The organism is Cyclobacteriaceae bacterium (assembly GCA_025808415.1).
Lineage (GTDB): Bacteria > Bacteroidota > Bacteroidia > Cytophagales > Cyclobacteriaceae > UBA2336.
On sequence record CP075525.1, the window covers coordinates 3,703,899 to 3,728,205 of the forward strand.

At 44.6% G+C, this 24,307-nt stretch carries 20 protein-coding genes and 1 pseudogene; 13 read left to right on the top strand and 8 right to left on the bottom strand.

The features are described from left to right. The first annotated feature begins 43 nt into the window (after positions 1-43). The 9 genes from KIT51_16425 (at position 44) to KIT51_16465 (ending at position 9,839) form a co-directional block, all read left to right on the top strand. Positions 44-784 (top strand): outer membrane beta-barrel protein, encoded by a 741-nt coding sequence (locus tag KIT51_16425; protein UYN86430.1) that lies wholly within the window; start codon positions 44-46, stop codon positions 782-784. A gap of 53 nt (positions 785-837) precedes the next feature. Next, positions 838-1,488 carry an SCO family protein gene (locus KIT51_16430; GenBank protein ID UYN86431.1) on the top strand — a complete coding sequence of 217 codons (651 nt, stop codon included), beginning with the start codon at positions 838-840 and terminating at the stop codon, positions 1,486-1,488. A gap of 219 nt (positions 1,489-1,707) precedes the next feature. Then, a complete protein-coding gene (locus KIT51_16435; protein UYN88613.1) occupies positions 1,708-2,160 on the top strand; it encodes a (2Fe-2S)-binding protein in 453 nt (150 codons plus the stop codon). Positions 2,161-2,192: 32 nt separating this feature from the next. Further along, positions 2,193-4,400: a xanthine dehydrogenase family protein molybdopterin-binding subunit gene (locus tag KIT51_16440; protein ID UYN86432.1), complete on the top strand. Its 2,208-nt coding sequence runs from the start codon at positions 2,193-2,195 to the stop codon at positions 4,398-4,400. Positions 4,401-4,516: 116 nt separating this feature from the next. Next, on the top strand, positions 4,517-4,957 hold the full coding sequence (locus KIT51_16445; protein UYN86433.1) for a cytochrome c: 441 nt from the start codon (positions 4,517-4,519) through the stop codon (positions 4,955-4,957). Beyond that, the gene (locus KIT51_16450; GenBank protein UYN86434.1) at positions 4,942-5,730 is read left to right on the top strand and encodes a tetratricopeptide repeat protein; all 789 of its coding nucleotides are present in this window, start codon (positions 4,942-4,944) and stop codon (positions 5,728-5,730) included. The genes KIT51_16445 and KIT51_16450 overlap by 16 nt, the downstream gene beginning before the upstream one ends. A gap of 142 nt (positions 5,731-5,872) precedes the next feature. Next, the gene (locus tag KIT51_16455) at positions 5,873-7,039 is read left to right on the top strand and encodes an XdhC family protein (protein UYN86435.1); all 1,167 of its coding nucleotides are present in this window, start codon (positions 5,873-5,875) and stop codon (positions 7,037-7,039) included. 9 nt (positions 7,040-7,048) lie between these two features. Then, on the top strand, positions 7,049-7,666 hold the full coding sequence (locus tag KIT51_16460; GenBank protein UYN86436.1) for a nucleotidyltransferase family protein: 618 nt from the start codon (positions 7,049-7,051) through the stop codon (positions 7,664-7,666). Between the two features lie 55 nt (positions 7,667-7,721). Continuing rightward, complete coding sequence (locus KIT51_16465) at positions 7,722-9,839, top strand: WG repeat-containing protein (GenBank protein UYN86437.1); 2,118 nt, start codon at positions 7,722-7,724, stop codon at positions 9,837-9,839. A gap of 89 nt (positions 9,840-9,928) precedes the next feature. Here the strand turns inward: KIT51_16465 and floA are convergent, their stop codons facing one another. From floA to proS, 3 genes are all read right to left on the bottom strand, one after another. Beyond that, positions 9,929-10,930 carry a flotillin-like protein FloA gene (gene floA / locus KIT51_16470; GenBank protein UYN86438.1) on the bottom strand — a complete coding sequence of 334 codons (1,002 nt, stop codon included), beginning with the start codon at positions 10,928-10,930 and terminating at the stop codon, positions 9,929-9,931. A 13-nt stretch (positions 10,931-10,943) separates the two neighbouring features. Then, entirely contained in the window at positions 10,944-11,414 is a 471-nt protein-coding gene (locus tag KIT51_16475; GenBank protein ID UYN86439.1) for a hypothetical protein, read from the bottom strand. An 82-nt stretch (positions 11,415-11,496) separates the two neighbouring features. Further along, the gene (gene proS, locus KIT51_16480) at positions 11,497-12,975 is read right to left on the bottom strand and encodes a proline--tRNA ligase (GenBank protein UYN86440.1); all 1,479 of its coding nucleotides are present in this window, start codon (positions 12,973-12,975) and stop codon (positions 11,497-11,499) included. Positions 12,976-13,153: 178 nt separating this feature from the next. Here proS and KIT51_16485 point away from each other — a divergent pair, with 178 nt between their 5' ends. Then, positions 13,154-14,260 (top strand): hypothetical protein, encoded by a 1,107-nt coding sequence (locus tag KIT51_16485; GenBank protein UYN86441.1) that lies wholly within the window; start codon positions 13,154-13,156, stop codon positions 14,258-14,260. A 19-nt stretch (positions 14,261-14,279) separates the two neighbouring features. Further along, entirely contained in the window at positions 14,280-15,815 is a 1,536-nt protein-coding gene (locus KIT51_16490) for a hypothetical protein (protein UYN86442.1), read from the top strand. On the opposite strand, the gene KIT51_16495 is transcribed toward KIT51_16490, so the two are convergent. From KIT51_16495 to KIT51_16505, 3 genes are read right to left on the bottom strand one after another with little or no spacing between them, the layout of a single operon-like run. Continuing rightward, positions 15,805-16,308: a shikimate kinase gene (locus KIT51_16495; GenBank protein UYN86443.1), complete on the bottom strand. Its 504-nt coding sequence runs from the start codon at positions 16,306-16,308 to the stop codon at positions 15,805-15,807. The genes KIT51_16490 and KIT51_16495 overlap by 11 nt on opposite strands. Positions 16,309-16,312: 4 nt before the next feature. Further along, positions 16,313-17,440, bottom strand: a complete 1,128-nt coding sequence (locus KIT51_16500; GenBank protein ID UYN86444.1) for a DoxX family protein — start codon at positions 17,438-17,440, stop codon at positions 16,313-16,315. After that, on the bottom strand, positions 17,437-17,991 hold the full coding sequence (locus KIT51_16505) for a DUF1599 domain-containing protein (protein UYN88614.1): 555 nt from the start codon (positions 17,989-17,991) through the stop codon (positions 17,437-17,439). Before KIT51_16505 ends, KIT51_16500 begins: the two co-directional genes overlap by 4 nt. Position 17,992: 1 nt before the next feature. Between KIT51_16505 and folP the strand changes: the two genes are divergently transcribed. Both folP and cdaA read left to right on the top strand, forming a co-directional pair. Then, positions 17,993-18,871: a dihydropteroate synthase gene (folP, locus tag KIT51_16510; protein ID UYN86445.1), complete on the top strand. Its 879-nt coding sequence runs from the start codon at positions 17,993-17,995 to the stop codon at positions 18,869-18,871. A 13-nt stretch (positions 18,872-18,884) separates the two neighbouring features. Next, positions 18,885-19,754 (top strand): diadenylate cyclase CdaA, encoded by an 870-nt coding sequence (gene cdaA / locus KIT51_16515; GenBank protein UYN86446.1) that lies wholly within the window; start codon positions 18,885-18,887, stop codon positions 19,752-19,754. 29 nt (positions 19,755-19,783) lie between these two features. Here cdaA and KIT51_16520 read toward each other — a convergent pair. Together KIT51_16520 and kbl are read right to left on the bottom strand one after the other, a co-directional pair. Continuing rightward, a pseudogene (locus tag KIT51_16520) lies at positions 19,784-22,959 on the bottom strand (glycosyl hydrolase). 90 nt (positions 22,960-23,049) lie between these two features. Beyond that, positions 23,050-24,258 (bottom strand): glycine C-acetyltransferase, encoded by a 1,209-nt coding sequence (gene kbl, locus KIT51_16525; GenBank protein UYN86447.1) that lies wholly within the window; start codon positions 24,256-24,258, stop codon positions 23,050-23,052. Between the last annotated feature and the right edge of the window lie 49 nt (positions 24,259-24,307).

Below are 24,307 nucleotides of genomic sequence, written 5' to 3' on the forward strand. Positions count from 1 at the left end.
CAAACATTAAATTTATTTATTCAAGGTTTTTATTTCATCGGTGATGCGTAGAGCAGTTGTACTTCTATCGTTTTGTTTAATGAGCATGATTCATTGCGTGGGGCAGCATGAACAAACACACTCAACGGACTCTTTAAAAGTATTGGCCGCACAGGAAATAAAGACTGAACATTCAGTTACACATCATCAAAATAAAACAAGAAAAAAAATATGGCCAATTGACTGGAACAATCTGCCTTATTCATTTGATGATATGACTTTACTTGTAGGTATAAATACCTCAGGTATTTATTACTCCAATAATTATCGCGAACTCTCTTACATAACCGGTTACTCTATTGGTGTTGAGGATTTTATTCCTGTATTTGAACGCGCCTTCTTTCATTTCGGACTTAAGTACACGCGAAGGGGTTTTGAGCACAGCGATTACCATGTAAAATTTAAAACACATAACATTGATGTCCCGCTTTTTTTGTCCTACGAGTTACCTGCGTTGCGGATGAATGACTTGCGTTTGCTGATTGGAAGTCAGCTTGTTTTTCGAACCGGGTCAACAACAGAGGGGGCGTATACAAGCCCGGGCGATTATTACCGATACTATCCTACTCAATTCAGCAACTTCGATTTCGGCTTTATGTTTGGGCTAAGTGCCGAATTCAATAATTTTTATACCACTGTACGCAGTTTCTCAGGTTTTGTAAAACTTATGCCTGACGATACCGGTATGAATAGTACCTTTAGCCTGGAAGTGGGTTACTTTATTTTCAGAAATCTGCGAAAGTAAGAACCTAATCACCGTACTTTTAGTTTGAAAACCAGTAAATCATTCCTTATAAAATGAAATCTTCGATAGCGTGGAGTATTCTCCTTGTACTTACATCATCACTTTTTACAGCTTGCCGAAGCGATAAAAAGGTCAACGAAAAACTTCCCATCCTCGGCTATCGCGAAGTAGTGGCCAAAGAAGTTGACGGTAAAAAAGTTATCGATACGGTTTATCATACCATTGCCGATTTTTCTTTTGTTAATCAGGATAGCGCGGTAATAACCAATGAAAGCTTTTCCGGAAAAATTTATGTGGCTGATTTCTTCTTCACCTCCTGCCGTACCATATGCCCGAAAATGAAAACACAGTTACTAAGAGTATACGACTCTATTCAGGCATTACCCGATGTAGCCATTCTCTCGCATACCATCGATCCGGAACACGATACCGTTGCGCTGCTACACGATTTTGCCGACCGGCTTGGGGTGACCAGTGACAAGTGGCATTTCGCTACCGGTGATCAGGATAAAATTTATGACATCGCTCAAACCAGTTATTTCGCCACCGCCATGGTTGACAAAACCGAGCCCGATGGGTTCATTCACAGTGGCGCCTTTTTATTGATTGATAAGCAGCGAAGAATACGCGGAAAGTATGATGGTACGGTTGAGGAAGATGTTAATCGTCTCATCAAAGATATTCATCGGCTCAGGGCCGAGTAATACCTATAATCTTTCCTGAGCTAGCCCGATTAACAAAATCATAACAAACCATTTCCTGTTTGTTTAGGCTTATTTGAACCAAAATAACCGTCTATCCCTCCGGGCCTCAAATTATCTAATTCAGGTTGTGGATTGTCGTGCCAGTGTGGTAACTTAGAATTCCTATTTAGTTTTCGATCTCCGGTAATTACGTTTAACACTAAATTCCTTTTTATGGCAATTTTCAAACTTCATGTAAATGGTAAAACCCGCGAAGTAGATGTTGCACCCGATACTCCTTTATTATGGGTATTGCGTGAATCGCTCGATCTGGCAGGAACCAAATTTGGTTGCGGTATTGCCCAATGTGGTGCTTGTACGGTTCATCTTGATGGTGAAGCTGTGCGATCCTGTGCCATGCCCATCTCGGCCGTAGGCACGGGTAAAGTTGTTACCATTGAAGGGCTGTCAGAAAAAGGAGATCATCCGGTGCAAAAGGCATGGGAAGAAGTTGACGTGATGCAATGCGGATATTGCCAGGCCGGCCAGATTATGTCGGCTGCTGCCCTGCTCAAGAAAAACCCGAACCCCAGCGATGAGGAAATTTTTACAGCGATGAATGGAAACATCTGCCGTTGTGGTACCTATGTGCGCATACGCGAGGCTATCAAACAAGCCGCAGCAATAAGCTGATCGGTTCCGGTTAAACCCTTAAATCTCACACCATGGAAATTGTAAAAACACATTTTAATAGAAGATCTTTTATAAAAGTATCGGCTGCTGCCGGTGGTGGAATCATGATCGGCTTCAACTGGCTGATGTCGTGCAAACCCGGTGATGAAAAACCGGGACAACTGGCCTTGCCCGATGAGTGGTTCGATATGAATGCCTATTTGAAAGTTGGCAACAATGGCGTTGTTACCATCTTCTCGCAAAACCCCGAAATAGGCCAAAATGTAAAAACCGCCATGCCCATGATTGTTGCCGAAGAGTTGGACGTTGACTGGGGTAACGTGATGGTTGAACAGGCTCCTCTAGATACAAAAAAATTCAAACGCCAGTTGGCGGGCGGAAGCCAATCGATACGCCAGGAATGGAAAGCCTTGCGCACAGCAGGGGCAACCGCCAGGCGCATGCTGGTTGAAGCCGCAGCCCAACAATGGAATGTTCCGGTAAGTGAGCTTCAAACCGAAAACGGCATTATCAAAAATGCATCAGGCAAATCCATTGGTTACGGAGAAGTTGCCTCGCTTGCCGCCACGTTGCCAGTGCCCGAAGAAGTTCAGCTGAAAGCAATAAAAGATTTTAAACTCATTGGCAAGCCAACAAAAAATGTTGATGGCAAAAAGGTAATAAAAGGCGAACCCGTATTTGGCCTTGACATTAAGCGCGAAGGGATGCTCATTGCCATGGTTGCCCATGCACCGGCTTTTGGTATGCGGCCAAAATCAGTAGATGATCGTGAAGCACGCGCACTCCCCGGTATTAAAGATGTATTCATCATCAACTCATTACCGGAAGGCATTGAGCGGCAATGGTCGGATGTAAATGCTTTTCCCGAATTAGTGGTGATGGTAGGCAATAGCACATGGGAAGTAATGAAAGCAAAGAAAGCCCTGAAGATTGAGTGGGAAGCCACCTCAAAACTGGAAAACACCGATGAGTATGAAAAGGCTTTATCCGAACTATTGGAGAAAAAGGCTGACACACCGGCACGCAAAGACGGCAACCCCGATGAAGCATTCCGGAAGGCAGCGAAAGTAGTGGAGCGCACCTATAGCGCACCCTTTCTGGCGCACAATACCATGGAGCCTATGAACTTCTTTGCCCACGTAACGGCCGACAAAGCTGAGTTGGTGGGCCCTATTCAAACACCTGAACAATTGCGCACAACCGTTGCACGCGTACTCAGTTTGCCTGAAGAAAACGTAACGGTTGACATGACCCGCCAGGGCGGGGGTTTCGGGCGTAGGCTTTACGGACATTTTGGTGTTGAAGCAGCCGTTATTTCCAAGCGCGTAAATGCACCGGTTAAACTGGTATATACCCGCGAAGATGATATTTCACAAGGTACTTACCGCCCGGCCTACAAGGTTAAGTACTCGGCCGCGCTGGATAAAAACAATAACCTGGTTGGGTTGAAAATACGGGGCGCAGGCATTCACGAAAGCCCGGTGTTTGCCAATCGCTTTCCGGCTGGTACTGTTGATCACTACCTGGTTGAAAACCATTCGCTGGATTCAAACATTACCACAGGTGCCTGGCGGGCGCCACGCTCAAACTTTATTGCCGTTGCCGAACAAAGTTTTTTGGATGAAGTGGCCGAAGCTGCCGGAAAAGATCCGATTGATTTCCGGTTGGAACTGCTGGAACGCGCCCAAACCAAACCTGTAGGCGAGCGCAACGATTACGATGCTGCGCGTTATGCCGATGTACTTAAACTGGTGCGCCAAAAATCAGGTTGGACAGGAACAAAGAAAGATGGCGTAAGCCGTGGGGTATCGGCCTACTTTTGTCATAACTCATATGTTGCCCAGGTTGTGGACCTCACCATGCAAGGCACTAAACCCGTTATTCAAAAAGTGTGGTGTGCAGCCGATTGCGGCATTGTGGTAAATCCTGAAGGCGCGAAAAATCAAATGGAAGGCTGCGTGGTGGATGGCATAGGACATGCCATGTATAGTGCCATGACTTTTAAAGAAGGCGTGGCCGATCAAAGCAACTTTCACAACTACAAACTGATACGGAATGGCGAAGCGCCCCGAGAAATTGAGTGTTTCTTTGTTGATAACGGCATTGACCCAACAGGATTAGGTGAGCCCGGTTTACCACCCGTAGGTGCAGCATTGGCCAACGCGTTGTATGCCGCAACCGGCAAACGGTTAACCACTCAACCTTTTGCCCAGGCCGACCTGACGATTGAACGAATGTAATCTTTCAATTTTTGTGTAGACGCCATTAAAAAAATAATAGTAGCATTGCCAGACTGAGCCTGTGAAGGTCAATTTCATCGTCAGGCTCAGCTTGGCAAACCAAACGTGTTGTTAAGATGGCTTCTAAGGCTTTGACTTACATTATCCTGTCATTACTTGCTGTTTTAATAATCCAAGGTTGCGGTCAGCCTGACCGTAATGCTTCAAACAAATTCACGAACTACTTCCGGCAAGGGGAACAACTTTATGTAAAACATTGCAGTAATTGCCACCAAATCAATGGAAACGGGTTAGGCAGGGTTTATCCCCCATTGAACAAATCAGACTTTATAGAGAAGAACTTTGATCAGGTACTTTGCCTGATGCGGTATGGAATGGAAGGCGAATTGATTGTAAATGGCGTGCACTATAATCAGGCAATGCCCGGTGTTCCCAACCTTACCAATTTGGAAATCGCCCAGCTCGCCACCTACATTTACAATGCTTGGGAATACCAGCGCGGGCTTGTTGACGTTAAAGAAGCAGATAAAATTTTGAACGCATGTGCACCCCGGTGAAAAAGATTGATTATCGAAAATACTTTTTGTGTCTTGCGTTTCTCTTTCCAACACTGGCTTATACACAATATGCCAACACCTTTGAAGAAGGTTTGGCCTTGGAAAAAGCTTTCAAAACTGAACAGGCTTTTGAGAAATATGAAAGCGTTATAAAGGAAAATCCTACGCATACCAAAGCGTATACCCATGCCAGCCGTATGCTATCAAATATGGGCGGCCGTTTACCCATGACTCAACTGGATGAGAAACGAAACTACCTGGAAAAAGCGCGCAGGTATGCCGAGAAAAGCATTGAATTAAACCCTGCTGACCCGGATGCCCGCCTGGCACACATTATTTCGCTGGGCTTGCTTTCGGAGATTTCAAGAAACCCGCGTGAAAAAGTGTTGGATGCAAAGCTCATTCATGGAGAAGCAAAAAAAATAATTGAGCTCGATTCGCTTTACGGGGAAGCCTATTTTGTGTTGGGCAAATGGCAACTGGAATTATCGCGCCTTAACTGGCTGGAATTACTGGCCTGTAAATTATTGTTTGGAGGTTTGCCGGAAGACATCTCAAAGAAAACCTCGCTTGAATACTTCAACAAAGCTTTATCCATTAACCCGAACAGCATTTTGTATTTGTTTGGCCAGGCCTCAGCGTATGCCGATTTAGGAGAAAAAGAAAAGGCAATTAAAGTATTGCAACGTGCACTAAAACTGCCCTTGGCCGAACCGGATGATGAACAACGGAAAGAACGCTGCAGGAATTTATTGAGCACACTTCAGAAATAAACTCCCTGAAATTTACATAAGAATAATCTGCGGGTATCAGCGAAATCTGCGGGAACCAGTAAAAGAAATCTAAACCACGTTTAGGGATGCAATCATCATAGGATATTGTTTGATTCCATTGTATTTTCACTTAACAGAAACCATGAAAGAACTAAAAACCATAGTGGAAGCATTCCGAAAAGTTGATTTTTCCCAACGGAAGGCAGCATTGGCTACCGTGGTAAAAGTAAGGGGCTCATCCTACCGAAGCCCCGGGGCGCGCATGCTCATCACCGATGATGGAAAATGGGTAGGCTCCATAAGCGGAGGGTGCCTGGAGGGTGACGCGCTGCGCAAAGCCCGGCAAGTGATGACGGATAATCAACCGATGACGGTTACCTACGATACCCGCGAAGAAAGTAATCAAAACCTGGGCATTGGATTGGGCTGTAATGGGGTAATCGATGTTTTGATTGAGCCTGTTTCAAATGAAAACAAAAATACAGTAGAACTCTTTGAAACCATTATTGCACTGAATGAGCCGGTAGCTTTTGCCACATGTATTGCCAACGAATTTGCAGGTGAAAAATTTGTACTGGACAACAGTAAAAATGTGCTTGCAAAATTCTCTTCCAATCAACTCAATGATTTTGTTGCTAAAGATTTAAAAAGCGTGTTTGAAAACCACAGGAGCGAAACAAAATTCTTTGGCGACTACGAAGTATTTATTGAACTGATCCAGCCCAGCATTAACCTCATCATTTTTGGCGGGGGGTTCGATGCCCGGCCGGTAAGCACCATGGCAAAGGCGCTGGGTTGGGATGTTCAAGTTACCGATGAATGCGTGGCCCACATTGCACCTGTTTTTTTCCCGACTGCAGATAAGTTGTCCCTTTGCCAGCGCGAATTTATCGATCGCAATTTTGTGATAACACCTTATACAGCCTGTGTATTAATGTCGCATAATTACGAATACGACCGTGACGTTTTAAAAAAAGTAATCGTTACTGAAACACCCTATATAGGTATTCTCGGTCCGCGTAAGCGCTTCGATAAAATGCTGGAAGAGTTTAAACATGAAGGCTTTGAATTAACCAACGAACAGTTTCATCGCATTCACTCCCCTATTGGTTTAGACATTGGCGCTGAAACACCGGATGAAATTGCACTGTCCATTTTAGCCGAGATTCAAAGTAAATTTGCCAACCGCTCAGGGGGATTCCTGAAATACCGGTCTGGTCCCATCCATCATCGCGACAAAAAAACAGATCAGATTTTTAAACAGGTTTTGCTCACCCATTCGGAAAGTGCACAGCAAACAAACGGATAATCATTCAGCATGATTCCAATGCAGCACAACGCAATTACCATTATTGTTCTGGCCGCGGGTTCCTCTTCGCGCATGGGTCAGCCCAAACAATTAATACAACTTAATGGCTATTCGCTTCTCGAACATGCCGTACGTATCGCTAAAAATTCCAGAGCCGATCAGGTTTTGGTTGTAGTAGGCAGTGATGGAGAAAAGAACATCGAGGCCATTAACCATTTAGCCGTTGAGGTTGTAATGAATCATCAGTGGAAAGAAGGTATGGGTAGTTCATTAAAAACCGGACTCATCGCCTGCCTGGAAAAATTTCCGCAAACCCGCGCTATTGTAGTCTTAGTGTGCGATCAACCCCGTGTAACTACCGATCATCTGAATACCCTGATGAACACTTACACACAAACACACAGCTCCATTGTGGCTTCGCGCTACGCATCCACAGTTGGGGTCCCTGCTGTTTTTGATAATTTCCTGTTTCAAGAGTTACTAAACCTACCCAACAATCAGGGCGCAAAAAATATCATACTAAACCATCAAACAAACCTTGTGGCCATTGATCTGCCGGGGGGTGAAATTGACCTGGACACCCCCGATGATTTGAGACGCTACCGCGAACAACTTAAGCTTACCTGAAGCGCTAACCCATAACACTTGTTCATTGCAGCGCGACCTGTATCTTTGACGCTTTATGAAATTGATTGTTTTGTCGTTGCTGCTGATAGGTACAGTTCAGCAGGCTTTTTCCGACTACTATTATACATTTACCGAAAACGGAAAGGTTGGGCTTAAAAATGGGCAAGGTACCGTACTCGTACCGGCCCAATACGATGCCTTGGGCTGGAGTAATGGCCAGTTTTCTGTAGTGGAAAACGTTACCGGTTATAAACTAAACGATCAGTGGGGATTAATCAGCATTGCCAACCAGCAGGTTACCAAACCGGTTTACAATTCTTTAATTCCCGCTCCACCAAATTTATTTATTGCCAGTAGGCAATCGTCCTTATCGTTACGCATCAGTACAGGATGTATCAATGCCTTGGGTAAAATCATTATCCCCTTTCAATATGCCGGCATGAGGATACATAATTCGCGTGCCGTTGTATATACCTTGGATGGTGGCGTATTGAAGTACGGGCTCATTGACCTTAATCACAAGCTGTTGATCCCTCAGGTTTACCAAAACATTTACCCGTTGGGCAGTTTGCGTTTTGGCGTTCAAAACTTTCAACAGAAAACAGCTTTGTTTTCAGAAAACGGAAAACAACTAACCCCTTTCGACATCGATAGTCTTTCACCGCTTCAGAACGACCTTGCGGTTATCTATAAAAATGGAAAGCAGGGATTAATGAACCGCGAAGGCATGGTCATCCAGGAGCCAACCTTCCGTGAAATTAAACTTAACGGAGGTATTGCATCGGCACGCCTGTCGAACGAATGGCACATTCTTAGCGCCAGCAGCACCTTGATAAAAAAAATTGAGGCCGACTCCTTACTGCCAATCGGCAAAAGCCGGGTTAAACAAATAACAACCGCAGGAACCCGGCTGTTAGATGTTGACTTCAATACGGTTGGTGTAGAAGTAGTTTCAAAAATCCAAACCTTTCACCAAGGCCTGGCGATATTCTCCAACAAAAATCTGAAGGGGGTATTGAAGGAAGACGGATCGGTTTTATTACCGGCCGCGTTTCAGCAGGTGTTGCTTGGCCCTGATTATATTATCACCAGAAGCCAAAACCTGGGCAAAGAATTTTCAACGTTATATTCCCTTGACGGAAAGCCGCTAACGCATAAATCTTACGATCAAATAGATGCCTTTAATGGGTCATTTTACCCGGTGAGGAAAAATAACTTCTATGGTGGCGTAGATCGATATGGTAAAGAAATCATGGCTTGCACCTATGATAGTGTACTGAGCGTTTACGAAGATTTAGCAGTAGTCAAATTTCGTGGAGCCTATGGCATTATTAACCTAAAGGAAGAGTGGAAAATTACCCCGCAGCCCAACCGGTTAAAACTTTTAAACCACGATCGTTATTTCGAATTCACCGAAAACCTAACGTTTCTAAAATCAATTGATGGAACAACCATTTATTTTACCAGTAACCCGTTTGAACTGGACGGCAATACCCTGATTGAAACCATATCCACCGGGGGAAGGTGGACCATCAATTTAAACGGGCAGATCATCCATCGTGAATTGCCGCATCACGAGCATAACGAAGAAATTTTTCCATCCAGTGAAGGCTTGCGTGGTATTAAAAAGAATGGAAAATATGGTTTTATCGATGACCTGGGCCGGCTCCGCATTGCCAACCGGTATGAGGATATTCTACCCTTTCAGGAAGGACTGGCCGGTGCCAAAATCAGGGGTAAATGGGGGTACATAAATAAAGAGGACAAAATCGCTATTCAACCGGTTTTTGATGAAGTGAACTCCTTTAACAACGGATATGCATTAGTGAAGCAAAACAATAAGTACGGTCTTTTACAAAGCGATGGAAAACTGGCTCTGGAAATAAGGTACAACCAGGTAACGGTTCAGGAAAACGGTCGCATAAAAATTTCTTCCGATACTGGGGTTGGCCTGAGCGATGCACATGGTAATATGTTGCTTCAACCCAAGTACGATTCTATTGACGATCTTGGCAATGGGTATGTTATTGTAAAACAAAATAACCAGTACGGTTTAGTAACCCTGCAAGGCATAAGCACCATTCCGCTTCATTACGATTTACTTCTTTTTGAGCCGGAGCGAAACGTTTATTTTGGGTTAAGGAAAAGCGAATTCCGGGAATTGAAATTTTGAAGGAGTTGCTTACTCAAAACAAATTACTACTAGAAACAAAAATGCCGGAACAGTGCCCGGCATTTTCTTTTTAATTGATCAACTTACAATTAATCTTTCTTGGGGGCAGTGCTCGGGCCGGATCCTTTACCTGAATCGGATATAGATTGACGCATGCCCGTATCGGCCTGGATGTTTTGCATACGATAATAATCCATTACGCCCAGGTTCCCTTTCACAAACGATTCGGCAATGGCCTTTGGAATTTCCGCTTCCGCTAAAATTACTTTTGCCCGTGCTTCTTGTGCTTTGGCTTTCATCTCCTGCTCTTCGGCAACCGCCATGGCCCTGCGTTCTTCTGCTTTTGCTTCAGCAACTTTCAAATCAGCCGATGCCTGATCGATTTGGAGTTTAGCACCAATGTTGGCACCAACATCCACATCGGCAATATCGATAGAGAGAATCTGGAAGGCTGTACCGGCATCCAATCCGCGCGACAATACCAGCTTTGAAATCTTATCCGGGTTTTCCAGTACTTCTTTGTGCGATGAAGCCGAACCGATTGAGGATACAATACCTTCACCAACACGGGCCAGGATGGTATCTTCTCCGGCACCACCAACCAACTGTTGTATGTTTGCCCTAACGGTAACGCGAGCAATGGCAATCAATTGAATACCATCAGACGCCACAGCGGCAACTTTTGGTGTAGTGATAACTTTGGGGTTTACCGAAATTTGTACTGCCTGAAACACATCACGACCAGCCAGGTCGATGGCCGTAGCCTGTTTAAAGTCTACTTTTATGTTGGCTTTATCAGCCGATATAAGCGCACGGATTACATTAGGTACATTACCGCCTGCCAGGTAGTGTGTTTCCAGGTCGCGAACGGTCAACTGTAAACCTGCCTTGGTTGCGGTAATGAGTGAGTTAACAATAACGCTGGGCGGAACTTTTCGGATGCGCATAAACACCAGCTCGAACAACCCTACCCGTACACCACTGAATATTGCGGTAATCCACAGGTTAATGGGTACGAAGTAGAGAAAAATGAAAAACAGGACAATTCCTGCGAAGACCATAAAAAGAAGCATTGCACCTTCCAGTTCCATATTGATTCAGGGTTTAATTAGTGGGTTCAACAATAATATCGTTGGTTTGTAGCTGTATAATTTTTACACGGGTACCTGCGGCAAGATAGTCGCCATTGGTTTTAACTTCAATCATTTTTCCAGCGAATTCGGCCGTTCCCATGGGCCGCAAAGCGGAGGCAGCAATTCCTTCTGTGCCTACTGCCAACGCGTCAAGCATACCTTCGTTTACCTTGCTATCGATGCTGGTTTTAAGTGAAAACTTTTTCCAGGCACCCTTTCTAAAACTTACGTAGAGCAATACAATCATGGCAACCAAAGTGCCCAGCAAAATCCACGTGCCGGTTTCACTACCAAATTGGCTATACCCGAATACCAGGCCGGTTATCGTAAAAGCAAGCCCCAGCAAGCCAACTATAGTTGTTCCCGGTATAAAAATTACCTCAACCACAATCAGGATAATACCGGCAAGGATCAATGCTGCTATCGCTAACCACATGAGCATAGGGAAATTTCAACAGGAACCAAAAGTACAAAAAGAAGCCTCACGACTTCGTCAAGCCTGTTTTATATTTTTGAACAAAACGCTAATAGGCACGTGCAAACAGCACACGCCTGCCCGAAGGCTTGCCTGAATAAACGCAGGAGCCGCTTTCCTCTACGGCATCCAGCGGAATACAACGAATGGTGGCCTTCGTCTGCTCCTTGATAACGGCCTCGGTTTCAGGTGTTCCATCCCAATGAGCTGACACAAAACCGCCCTTCTCATCAAGTACCTTTTTGAATTCATCGAAAGAATCAACAGGCGTGATCATGGAATTCCTGAAGGTCAGCGCCCGGTTGTAAATATTTTCCTGGATGGCGTTAAGCAGAGCAGGTACCTGTTGGCCAACCGCATCCAGTTTCATCACTTGTTTTTCTTTGGTATCGCGCCTGGCCACTTCAACAGTTCCGTTTTCAAGATCGCGCGGGCCAATAGCCAGCCGCACGGGCACACCTTTTAACTCCCATTCGGCAAATTTGAATCCTGGTTTGTGGGTATCACGCGTATCAAATTTTACCGATAAACCTTGTTGACGAAGTACACTGATAATAGGGTCAACTTTCTCAGTAATTTTTTTCAATTCTTCTTCATTTCTGAAAATCGGAACAATTACTATGTGGATGGGTGCAAGCTTCGGGGGCAATACCAAACCATCATCATCTGAATGGGCCATAATCAAAGCACCCATCAATCGCGTACTCACGCCCCATGAAGTCCCCCACACATATTCAAGCTTTCCATCTTTACCGGCATACTGCACGTTAAATGCCTTGGCAAAATTTTGACCCAGAAAATGTGATGTCCCGGCTTGTAATGCCTTTCCATCCTGCATCATGCCCTCAATACAATACGTATCTATTGCTCCGGGAAATTTTTCGCCTTCCGACTTTTTTCCTTTTATCACCGGCATGGCCATGTATTGCTCGGCAAAGGTTGCATACACATCCAACATTTGTTTGGTTTCATTCACAGCTTCATCAGCAGTGGCATGGGCCGTATGGCCCTCTTGCCAAAGAAACTCAGCTGTGCGCAGGAATAAACGTGTGCGCATTTCCCAACGAACAACATTGGCCCACTGGTTAATAAGCAACGGCAAATCACGATAAGACTGAATCCACTTTTTATAGGTGCTCCAGATAATGGCTTCGCTGGTTGGCCTTACTACCAACTCTTCCTCCAGCTTTGCGTCAGCATCAACAATTAGTTTTCCTTTTTTTTCAGGATCATTTTTGAGGCGATAATGCGTAACAATGGCACATTCCTTGGCAAAACCTTCCGCATTTTGCTCCTCCGCTTCAAACATACTTTTAGGGACAAACAGCGGAAAATAGGCATTTACATGCCCGGTGTCTTTGAACATTCTATCGAGTGCTTGTTGCATCTTCTCCCAAATGCTGTACCCATAGGGCTTGATAACCATACACCCACGTACATCCGAATGCTCTGCAAGGTCGGCCTTCTTTACTAACTCATTGTACCACAACGAATAATCATCATTTCGGGAGGGAATTTCTTTGCCCATGTTGGTATAATTCTTGTTATTTTAAAACTGCGGCAAATATACAGTCGAGCAGTCGCGAAAGAACGGATAAACCGGCATTTTTAAAGATAAAACGGCATATTTTCATATCTTTACTGAACACAAATAGGCATTTTTTACGTTTAGATAAAAACAGGTAACGGAATTAAATACCATGCTTATGAAAACGAAATGGATAATCGGATTAGTGACCGTGGTGAGTGTGAATACATTTGCGCAGGAAGTTGATGACATGTATTTCCGTTCCAAAGACCGGGAAAAGTTAAAAACATCCAGGGAAACGAATGTGCGAGAAGTATACGCCAGCAGCAATAGTTATGAAACCTTCAAAAAGAAGAATTTCAACGAAACTACTATGCTCGATGAGTATAGCAATCCTACGGACAGTTATTCTGCACGCAATGTTAACCCAGAGTATATTTCGCGATCGTATGCTGAGCAAGTAAGCGAGAATGAACAGAATTACTTTGTAGATGGATACACGCCAGCTTCTGCAAACAATTTCAATTATAACTCCGGCTATTACAGTGGTCGTAACAATAACCAATGGAACAACTTTAATAATTGGTATGCCCCGGGTTGGTTTGGTCCTTCGTATTACAATAGCTGGAACAATCCATGGGGTTGGAATGACCCATGGGGTTGGAACGATCCGTGGATGAATCCATGGATGGGCAATCGCTGGGGCAATGGATGGAGCATGACTGCCGGCTATAGCTGGGGCTGGGGCAACACTTGGGGACCCACTTGGGGTAATGGTTGGAACTGGGGTATGGGTTATCGCTGGGGTAATCCCTATTACAACTCCTGGTGGGGTTGGAACAGTTGGAACCGCCCTACAGTAATAGTTATTAATGATGGCTATCGCGCCAATTATGGAAAGCGCCCGTCATCCAGTTCAGCAGGTGTAGGCTCAGTAAGTGATGGCCGACCAGCACGATCAAATAATCTGGTTAACGATAACTCAAGCGGGCGCAGCCGGGCAACAGCCGATGAATACTATGTTCGTCCGTCTCGCAGGTCAACTGACTTAGGCAATAACAACACAAGTAGTGGATCAAGGACATGGGACAATAGTTCAAACCGCACCATTCAAAGCGGTAATTCAAACTCAGGGTTTATGCGCGAAAGCCGATCATCCACTTTCTCGTCACCAACCCGATCCAGCGGTTCTTCCGGTAGCAGTGGCTTTTCTTCCCCAAGTCGCAGCAGTGGCAGTTCGGGTGGAAGTGCTCCTTCCGGAGGTAGCAGGCGGGGCGGTAACTAATCTTTAACATCCTACGGGTATGAATTTCAGGGTTTCTCTACAACTCGCAGGACTTGTGTTGTCTTTTTCAACACAGGTTTTCGCACAGGGGTTTGTTGATAACGCGTTATTGTTTAGTCGTACGAAACCCGGAGGAAGTGCCCGTGTGCAGGCCATGGGCGGTGCGCAAATAGCGTTAGGGGGCGACTTCAGTTCCGGACTATCTAATCCTGCCGGATTGGGTATGTACAACCGGTCGGAATTTACCTTTAGCCCTGGACTAAATTATTTTTCAACGGACGCTTCCCATAACGGAGAAAAAGAAGCAGAGACAAACAGTAAACTGAACATACCCGGATTAAGTTATGTATTCAATTCACCACGCGAAGACCGGGGCGGATTTTTAGGAGGCTCATTCGCCATCAGCATGACCCGCACGAACGATCTCAACACATCGTTGCGCTATCGCGGAAATGACAATGTATCCTCCATAGTAGATTGGTTTATACAAGATGCCAACGGTACTTTAAACAATGATTTGAATTTTGACTTTCCTACGGGCCTGGCTTACGACAATTTTCTTATTGATGACTCTACGTTTTGGGGTGGGCCACAACGCTTTTATTTCTCGGCCCTGGGGCTCTACGATGATCCGGATGACATTCGCAGGTTAAGAAGAAATGGCAGCATATCAACAAAGGGGGCACAATACCAGTGGTCCTTTGCTTATGGTGGAAATTTTCAGGACAAAGTATTTTTTGGGGCCAACATTGGGGTTACTTCCATGCGCTATAAGTTTTCATCCACCTACCAGGAATCAAATTTTATTTTTGACCTGGATCCCGATTATAATCCTTTAGATAACCTGCAGTTAGAGGAAACAATAGACATTGAAGGAACGGGTGTTAACTTAACACTGGGAGTTATTTACAGGCCAACGGATTTTATCCAGGTAGGGGCTTCCCTTGTTACCCCAACCTATTACCAGATTACCGATTCATACGTTGCGCGCCTTAGTACCCGATGGAACAATTTTAACTACCTTGGTACAGGCGATATCCTGAATGTTTTAAGTTATGAATCCAATGCACCAATAATCTCGGAATACAATCTGGTAACCCCGCTAAAGTTCAGCTTGGGTACGGCATTCTTTCTGGGGTCGTATGGATTTATTACGGGAGATGTTGAGTTTGTGAATTACCGAAAAGCCAAATACAACTCAGACATCAGTGGCATTTCATTTAATCCTGAGAACGAGGCAATTAAAGCACTCTTTTCAAACACTATTAACTATCGCATTGGGGCCGAGTTTCGCTATAACATCCTGCGCTTTCGCACCGGGTACAACGTAATGGCAAATCCTTATGCTGCCTCCATTGATGTTGACCGCAGCATCAAAACCATTAGTGCCGGACTGGGCGTGCGCCTGCAGAAATTTTTTATCGACATGGCTTGGCTTCGTTCAACAGGGCGCAGTGAATATAGCCCTTATGTTTTCCAAGATAATACAGGGCCAATCGTTAACCTTAAAAACCAGCTTACTTCGGTAATAATGTCCGTTGGGTTTACTTTTTAGATAGTAATTCAGCCAATACCTTATTCAGCAAAGGGGGTTCGTTTACATGGATTACCGCTTGCTGGTAAAAAGGTAATCGATGCTCATAAAGCTGTTGCAGCTTTTCAGAAACACTCCTTTCGCTTTTAAACAACGGTCTTGCCGACTTTTCAACTTCTGAAATCCGTTGTTCAATGATGTTTAGAGGTATATCCAGGAAAATAGTCGTTCCCGCCTGGTTCATTAGCTCCATACTTCCATGAAAGCATGGTGTGCCGCCACCTGTTGCCATTACAAATGAATGATCCTTCCCAACAATAGTCCGCAACGTAACTGATTCTTGTTCACGAAACCATGGCTCTCCCTTGGAAGCAAAAATTTCAGCGACAGGCATACCGCAGGCTTGTTCAATTTCTTTATCCAGATCAATAAAAGGCAATTGAAGTGCTTCGGCCAATTGCTTTCCGAAGGTACTTTTGCCAGAACCGGGTAAACCTACTAGAAAAATTTTCAAATACTTATTTTATTAACTCCAAAACCTCACTGGCTGTTGGCGTATCGTTATGATGCCACATCCCCTTCACCGTACCATTTACCCATAACGTAAGTCCGGGGTTTGAACGGACAATCGTTTTCAACACGGTGGCATCGGCAAAGAAATACGGTGCTGCCCACTGGTGCTCATGCCGGAATGCCTCAACATCCACTGCAGAAGATGACGTGAGAATAATTGCCTCAACTTTTCCTTCCAATTCGTTAATGAGCTTCGAAATTGTTGAAGCATTTTTAACTGAAGCATCCTTCACATTATAGGTAACAATCAACAGTTTTGCTCCCTCAAAAGTTTGTTGTGTAAAATTTTCACCGTCAGTGCTCTCTACACGGTAATCAATAATTTTGGGCCGGTCGCCTTCACGCACTACTTTATCGATTCGATCAACAAAGGTATACGTTGAATCAACCTGGCCAAGTTGATCCATAGTTAACTCTTTTCGTGTACCAGCATGTTCGTAAATAAATGTCATCACCACACTGTCGCGTTTGGCATTGGGGGGTAACTTCATTTGTTCAGGAATGTTGTTTCCAATCTTATACGCCCTGAAATCAATAAACGGTAAATGCCGGATGGCATAAATGCCCAGTAAAAAACTAATTGCCGTTACACCAAGGATAACAGCGTGCCCTTCGCGGGTACGCAAAACCGGTTCATAGGATTTTCGATACCAAAACAAATGCAGGATAAACACGATCAGGATTAGATCCTTATAAAACGATTGCCACGGTGTTAGTTTAATGGCATCACCAAAACACCCACAATCGGTAACTTTATTCAAGATGGCGGAGTAACCGGTAAGGAAGGTGAAGAAAATGATAAGCAGCAACAATACCGTGGTAGTTAACTGCATGCGATAATTGATAAGCACGGCAACACCCAAAACAATTTCCAGTACAACCAACACCAAACCAATGTGTAGCGCATACGGTATGAATACCTGGAAAAACGAACCAAAATCAGTAGCAAAAACTTCAAAGTATTCTTCAAGTTTTATTTCGGTACCTACCGGATCGTTGAGTTTGATCAATCCGGAAAAAATGAACAACCCTCCAACAAAAAAACGTGAGAACCCATCAATATACTTTCTCATATCGCTCCGTTATTCTCTTTTAATTTGATTAAACAAAAAACAGCATAGTTGATCATATCCTGATAATTGGCTTTAACCCCTTCGCTTACGATGGTTTTACCTGCATTGTCTTCAATTTGTTTCACCCGTAACAATTTCATAAGAATAATATCTGTCATGGACGCTACGCGCATATCGCGCCAGGCTTCGCCATAATCGTGGTTTTTATCCTGTTGAAGGTTAAACGTTTCGCTGACGGCCGCATCATAGAGCGGTTCAACTTCCTGAACAGTAAGTTCCGTTTTGGCTGACTCCTGCAATTGCAATTGCAACAACGCAATTATACAATAGTTGATAATACCGATAAATTCATCGGCCACCGGATCGTTTACCCGTTGCGAGCCTTTTTCTTGGATGCTGCGTATCCGTTTTGCCTTAATAAAAATCTGGTCGGTAATGGCCGGCAACCGAAGGATGCGCCAGGCTGTTCCATAGTCTTTTGTCTTCTTCAGGAACAAGCCTTTGCAAGTGGCTATCACCTGCTTATATTCGGTGGCAGTTTTTTCGTGTATCATGATTTCAGCGGGGCAAAATACAGCATTTTCAACAAACAAAACACTGAACATAGCCGGGCGGTTGATTAGCCTAAACACTCCGTTAGTGATGGGGGTGATTAACATTACACCGGATAGTTTTTATGCCGGCAGTCGGCAAATGCATGAGGCCGAGGTGTTGGCCAAAGTTGATCAGATGATGGTTGAAGGAGCTTCCATTATTGATGTGGGCGGTTATTCATCGCGCCCCGGTGCCGAAAATATTTCAGAACATGAAGAGGGCAATCGTGTAGTAAACAGCATAAAAGCCATTAAGAGAAAATTCCCTGAAATTATTCTTTCTGTGGATACCTTTCGATCAACCATTGCCCGCATGGCCGTTGATGAAGGGGCGGATATGATCAATGATATTTCCGGTGGGGAACTTGATGCAGAAATGTTCAATACTGTGGCAAAACTACAGGTATCTTATTGCTGCATGCACATGAAGGGTACGCCACAAACCATGGGCAGTTTTACGCAATACTCCAACCTTGTGCATGAAATTATTGTTTACTTCCATCAAAAAATCGCTGACCTGCAAAGGTCAGGTATAAAAGATATTCTCGTTGATCCAGGGTTTGGATTTGCTAAAACTATTGACCAAAACTTTCAGTTAATGAATAACCTGGAGTTGCTTAAGGCATTGGGAAAGCCTCTGCTGATTGGCATCTCCCGTAAATCCATGATCTGGAAAACACTACAAACATCACCTGAACAAGCCCTTAACGGAACAACTGCGTTAAATATGGTTGCTTTAATGAAGGGCGCGTCAATCCTTCGTGTGCATGATGTGAAGGAAGCTGTTGAGACCATCAAACTTTTTACACACCTCACCCACGCTGACGGAAGAGTTTAGTACCTTTACACCAATGATCTTACTTTTTAAAATTGGCTTTTTGGATGTTACGTGGGTTGACCTGGTGGATATTGGCCTGGTAAGTATTTTATTGTACCAGGTGTATAAACTTATTCGTGGAAGTATAGCAGTAAATATATTCCTGGGCATACTTGCACTCTATCTTATTTACCTGATTGTGCGTGCAGCACAAATGGAATTGCTCGCCACCATACTTGGCCAATTTATGGGCGTGGGTGTTTTGGCTATGATCATTCTCTTTCAGCCGGAGATCAGGAAATTTTTACTGGTGATTGGAAGAGGTACAGAGTTTCGTGATAATTTTTTGAAAACCTTAACCAATTGGAGGGGCGATAACAACGATGAAACCGATGTACACCAAATCATAGAAGCCTGCAAAACACTAAAGGGCACCAAGACTGGTGCGCTCATCGTTTTTTCACGCGACACTGCCTTAAAATTCTATGCCGAAACCGGTGATCCGCTGGACTCCGAAATCACGAAAGCATTGATCCTTTCCATTTTCAATAAATCCAGTCCGTTGCATGATGGCGCCATCATTGTACATAAAGGGCGCATTAAGGCCGCCCGATGTGTATTGCCCGTAAGTGAAAATGATCATTTGCCTGCCCATTTCGGGATGCGGCATCGGGCCGCTGTGGGCATGTCGGAAAGTACCGACACACTGGTGCTGGCCATATCGGAAGAGACCGGCCGACTAATACTTGCCCGTAATGGTAAATTCCTGAAGGCGCTCAAATTAAAGCAGGTGGAACAAAAAATATTAGCCTACCTGCACAACACCGAACCAACAAACTGGGAAGAATCGATACCCGAAGTTGCTGAAACAACGCCAGTGAAAAATGGTGTTAAGGCAGACTGAGCTTGGATTTATTTGCCTTGTTCCAAAAATTATTTTTTCCAGATTGCCCCCACCCCGGCATCCCAAGTTTTTTGTTCATGGCCGGTATATCCTTTTCCAAAAATTCCTTCGCCCGATTATGTAATCCACTCCATTCGAGGGTCAGTTCTCCCAATCGATCAAGCGAAGGTTTATTGACCCTTGGAATGTCGCTTTCTGTTTGATTGATCAGGAACATATAATTCGCAGTAAACTTATTCGGAAAGTTCTCCACATCATCATAAGCCTTTGATTTACGCTGCACCATGTCTTCATCCCAGGCTTTTAATCTGTCGATCAATATTTTACCATCCTTTTTTAAGTCGTTGAATTCCGCACCAACTGGAAGTGTTGCGATAAGCTGATCTAACTGCAATTGCTTTTCATAAAGCGTATTTACCAGGTTGTGCATAGTAAATACCTCTTGCTCCATTTTACGCATTACTGCATGATACTCCTGGTAGGTTGCCGCATCGGTAGGGTACAATGGATTTGGAAGGATTTGAAACTCAACTGATGCGGTCAGGCCTCCTGATTTAAGTGTTGCTGAATATTTTCCTGGTATGGCTTTATGACCGCGGTAACTGCTTTCAATATATACTCCCGGAACGCCAGGCATGGTGGGATATCGCATATTCCAAACAAACCGGTTAAGGCCTTTTGACTTTGTCATTACAGGATCGGCTGAAGGGCCACCATCATAGCGTACAAAAGTCGAGTCTTTAACCGAAGTATAGCTTCGAACAAGGTTTCCTTGCGCATCCTTAATCTCCAATGTGATGTGATCGTGCTCTTTTAATTCAGGCAGGTTGTAGTACAATACAACACCTGTGGCAGGGTTAACACCCATATACGGATGGGCACCGTTAAATTCAGGATCAATACTATCCAACGGGCTTGATCCATTTACCAGGAAAGCATCGGCCGGTTTAAACAAGGTGAATGAATTTGTTTCGGCTTTAAACTGACGCAACAAACTAAGATCATCCAGTATCCAAAATGATCTTCCCGAGGTTGAAGCAATCAGGTTGCCCTGATGTACTTTCAAATCGGTAATGGGTGTAACCGGCAGGTTGAGTTGAAACAGATGCCAATCACTTCCACCATTCCAGGAAATAAAAATGCCCAACTCTGTACCGGCAAAAAGTAACCCTTTACGCGTATCGTCTTCGCGCACTACACGGGTGAACGCATTAGTAGGAATTCCTTTCGAAATGTTCGTCCATGTTTTACCATAATCGGTAGTTTTATAAAGCCCCGGTGCATGATCGTTAAACTTGTAGCGTGTTGTGGCGATGTAAGCTGTGGCAGGGTCGTGTGGGGAAACATCTATCGCGTTGATCAGGCATTCCTTTAATCCAATAGGGGTTACATTTTTCCAGGTTGCGCCACCATCACGTGTAAGGTGGACCAATCCGTCATCGCTGCCCGTCCAGATGACTCCCTTTTCGTGGGGTGATTCCATGACATAACTTAACGTACCATAGTTTTCAGCTCCTACGGCTTCATTGGTGTATGGCCCTCCCATTTTGCCTTGCTTATCTTTTTCATTTCGGGTTAAGTCCGGAGAAACTTCTTCCCAGGTTTTTCCCATATCAGTCGTTTTCAACAACACTTGTGCACCGTGGTAAAAAGCATTCGGCTCATGCTTCGACCAGATGATGGGGGCATTCCAGTTGAAACGATACTTCATATCTTTTGCATCGCGCCCCAGGTATTGTATGGGTGCGGCCATGATGTTGGTCCCTGCCTTTGCTTTTGTGTCGAGCACTTCAATGGTGCCTAAATAACTACCCCCTAAAACATACCGGGGGTCGTCCGGATTGAATGCCAGAAAGGCACTTTCACCACCGGCAGAGGCTGTCCAGCTTTCGCGTGTAATACCACTGCTGCCCAACTCGCGGCTTGCAATCACCACCGAGGTATTATCCTGCTGGCCTGCATAAATATGATATGGGAATTGATTGTCTGCATTGATCCGGTAAAGTTGTGCCGTTGGCATGGTACTTTGAAACGACCATGTTTTTGCATAGTTGAAAGTAACCGTTGCACCGCCATCATCTGCCATTACCATGTTTTTCGGGTTGTGCGGATTGATCCACAAATCGTGATAATCGCCATGCACACCGGGCAGATCTTCCCAGGTTACCCCACCATCCAACGATCGAAGTGATGGCGCGCTTAATACATATACAGTAAGTTCATCCTTGGGATCAATGAATAATTCAATGTAATACCAGGCACGCTGCACCAACCGGTGATCGTTGCTAACGCGTTTCCAGTTTTTACCTGCATTGTCAGAAACAAATAGTCCGCCCAGTTCTTTATCGGAATCACTTTCAATGAGCGCATAAACTTTTTCGGAGTTCGAGCGGCTGACCGCAATGGCCATTTTACCTAATTCTTTCGGGAGGCCCTCATGGATTTTTGTCCAATTTTCGCCTCCATCAACAGATTTATAAAGGCCGCTTCCGGGCCCACCGCTAATCACCTTCCAGGGTAACCGGCCATGTTCCCACATGGCGGCATAGAGCACCTGCGGATTATTATAATCAATCGAAAGTTCGGCACAACCGGTTTTGTCATCTACATAAAAAACCTTCTTCCATGATTTACCCCCATCGTTTGTTTTATAAATGCCCCGCTCAGTCGACTTACTGTACAGTGCGCCTTGTGCGGCTACCCAAACAATATCCGGGTTTTTAGGGTGGATAATCACGCGGGCGATATGTTGGGTTGCATCCAGGCCAAGCTTAATCCATGTCTTGCCGGCATCATGTGATTTGTACAGTCCATCGCCATGGTGTGTCATTACACCACGTATGGCGTGTTCGCCCATGCCCACGTAAATAATATTTGGTTCACTTTCAGAAACAGCAATGGCGCCTACCGATCCTGTTTTCATAAAACCATCGGAAATATTTTTCCAGGTAGTTCCCGCATCATCGGTTTTCCAAACTCCCCCACCGGTAGTGCCCATATAATAAGTTGTAGGGTCGCCAATAACACCGCTTACTGCATTGGAGCGCCCTCCCCGAAACGGGCCAATGCTTCGCCACTTCATGGGTTTGAAGTATTCGTTATATTCTACGGCAGGTGCAGGAGCCGTGGGTTGTGGTTTAGCACGTTGCGCCTCCACAGAAAAAAACAAAATGGTTAATGGGATAAGTGCAAATAGGTTTTTCATGGTTTAGGTTTTGGGCTTTTCAAGATAAGCACTTTCACTAACCTAAACCATGAACTTTGATGGGCGGGAAAAACTATTTTAGGTTATCGGTTATTTCAAAACACCCAACTCCCTGCCTACTTCGGTAAACGCAGCAATAGCTTTATCGAGGTGATGCTTTTCATGTGCCGCAGAAAGCTGAACCCGTATGCGTGCCTTACCTTTAGGCACCACCGGGAAGAAAAAGCCAATGACATAAATACCCTTGTCCAATAATTTTTCGGCAAACTTTTGGGCCAGGGGTGCTTCGTACAGCATGATTGGTACGATAGGATGTTCGCCCGGCTTGATATCAAAACCGGCTTTTGTCATTTCGGTGCGGAAATACTTTGTGTTTTGTTCAAGCTTATCGCGTAATGCTGTGGTTTCTGACAGCATGTTAAAAACTTCAATGGATGCACCAACAATGGAGGGAGCCAATGTGTTTGAAAACAAATACGGGCGCGACCGCTGGCGAAGCAATTCTATTATCTCCTTTTTGCCGGAGGTGAAACCGCCCGATGCCCCACCCAGTGCTTTGCCCAAGGTTCCGGTAATGATATCTACCCGATCCATCACACCTCGGTATTCCGGAACACCCCTGCCGGTTTTTCCAAGAAACCCGGTTGAATGACATTCGTCCGTCATTACCAAGGCTTCGTAATTATCGGCCAGGTCGCAAATTTTATCGAGTTGGGCAATTGTGCCATCCATTGAAAATGCACCATCGGTAACAATCATAATTTGTTTTGCACCTGCAGCTTTTGCATCCTGAAGTTGCTTTTCAAGATCGGCCATATCGTTATGCCTGTACCGATACCGCATGGCTTTGCATAAGCGAACACCATCAATAATTGAAGCGTGGTTCAATTCATCGGAGATGATGGCATCTTCAGCGCCCAGCAACGGCTCAAACACACCACCGTTGGCATCAAAAGCCGCAGCGTATAAAATGGTATCTTCCATGTGAAGGAACTCCGAAATTTTTCGTTCCAATTCTTTGTGAATATCCTGCGTACCACAAATAAACCTTACCGATGACATGCCGAAACCGTGCGTATCAATAGCCCGCTTGGCTGCTTCAATGACGCGTGGATGCGATGAAAGGCCCAGGTAATTGTTGGCACAGAAGTTTACCACTTCCTTACTACCCTGCCCAATGGCTTCAATTTTTATAGCAGCCCCTTGCGGGGAAATAATAATGCGTTCTTTCTTGAACAATCCGGCTTCTTTAATGGAGGCCAGTTCTTTTTCTAATACAGGTTTTAGTTTCTTGTACATAGCTAAATCTTACTGCCAGCCTGAGCCTGCAAAAGGCTGACGTTTGTTT

Excerpts from the sequence above, each read along its gene's own strand:
- KIT51_16425 (UYN86430.1), top strand. The coding sequence starts at position 44 with ATGCGTAGAGCAGTTGTACTTCTATCGTTTTGTTTAATGAGCATGATT.
- KIT51_16455 (UYN86435.1), top strand. The coding sequence starts at position 5,873 with ATGAAAGAACTAAAAACCATAGTGGAAGCATTCCGAAAAGTTGATTTT.
- KIT51_16490 (UYN86442.1), top strand. The coding sequence starts at position 14,280 with ATGAATTTCAGGGTTTCTCTACAACTCGCAGGACTTGTGTTGTCTTTT.
- KIT51_16485 (UYN86441.1), top strand. The coding sequence starts at position 13,154 with ATGAAAACGAAATGGATAATCGGATTAGTGACCGTGGTGAGTGTGAAT.
- KIT51_16445 (UYN86433.1), top strand. The coding sequence starts at position 4,517 with ATGGCTTCTAAGGCTTTGACTTACATTATCCTGTCATTACTTGCTGTT.
- folP (UYN86445.1), top strand. The coding sequence starts at position 17,993 with ATGATTTCAGCGGGGCAAAATACAGCATTTTCAACAAACAAAACACTG.
- KIT51_16475 (UYN86439.1), bottom strand. The coding sequence starts at position 11,414 with ATGCTCATGTGGTTAGCGATAGCAGCATTGATCCTTGCCGGTATTATC.
- KIT51_16500 (UYN86444.1), bottom strand. The coding sequence starts at position 17,440 with ATGAGAAAGTATATTGATGGGTTCTCACGTTTTTTTGTTGGAGGGTTG.
- KIT51_16460 (UYN86436.1), top strand. The coding sequence starts at position 7,049 with ATGATTCCAATGCAGCACAACGCAATTACCATTATTGTTCTGGCCGCG.
- KIT51_16440 (UYN86432.1), top strand. The coding sequence starts at position 2,193 with ATGGAAATTGTAAAAACACATTTTAATAGAAGATCTTTTATAAAAGTA.
- KIT51_16430 (UYN86431.1), top strand. The coding sequence starts at position 838 with ATGAAATCTTCGATAGCGTGGAGTATTCTCCTTGTACTTACATCATCA.
- cdaA (UYN86446.1), top strand. The coding sequence starts at position 18,885 with ATGATCTTACTTTTTAAAATTGGCTTTTTGGATGTTACGTGGGTTGAC.
- floA (UYN86438.1), bottom strand. The coding sequence starts at position 10,930 with ATGGAACTGGAAGGTGCAATGCTTCTTTTTATGGTCTTCGCAGGAATT.
- KIT51_16465 (UYN86437.1), top strand. The coding sequence starts at position 7,722 with ATGAAATTGATTGTTTTGTCGTTGCTGCTGATAGGTACAGTTCAGCAG.
- proS (UYN86440.1), bottom strand. The coding sequence starts at position 12,975 with ATGGGCAAAGAAATTCCCTCCCGAAATGATGATTATTCGTTGTGGTAC.
- kbl (UYN86447.1), bottom strand. The coding sequence starts at position 24,258 with ATGTACAAGAAACTAAAACCTGTATTAGAAAAAGAACTGGCCTCCATT.
- KIT51_16450 (UYN86434.1), top strand. The coding sequence starts at position 4,942 with ATGTGCACCCCGGTGAAAAAGATTGATTATCGAAAATACTTTTTGTGT.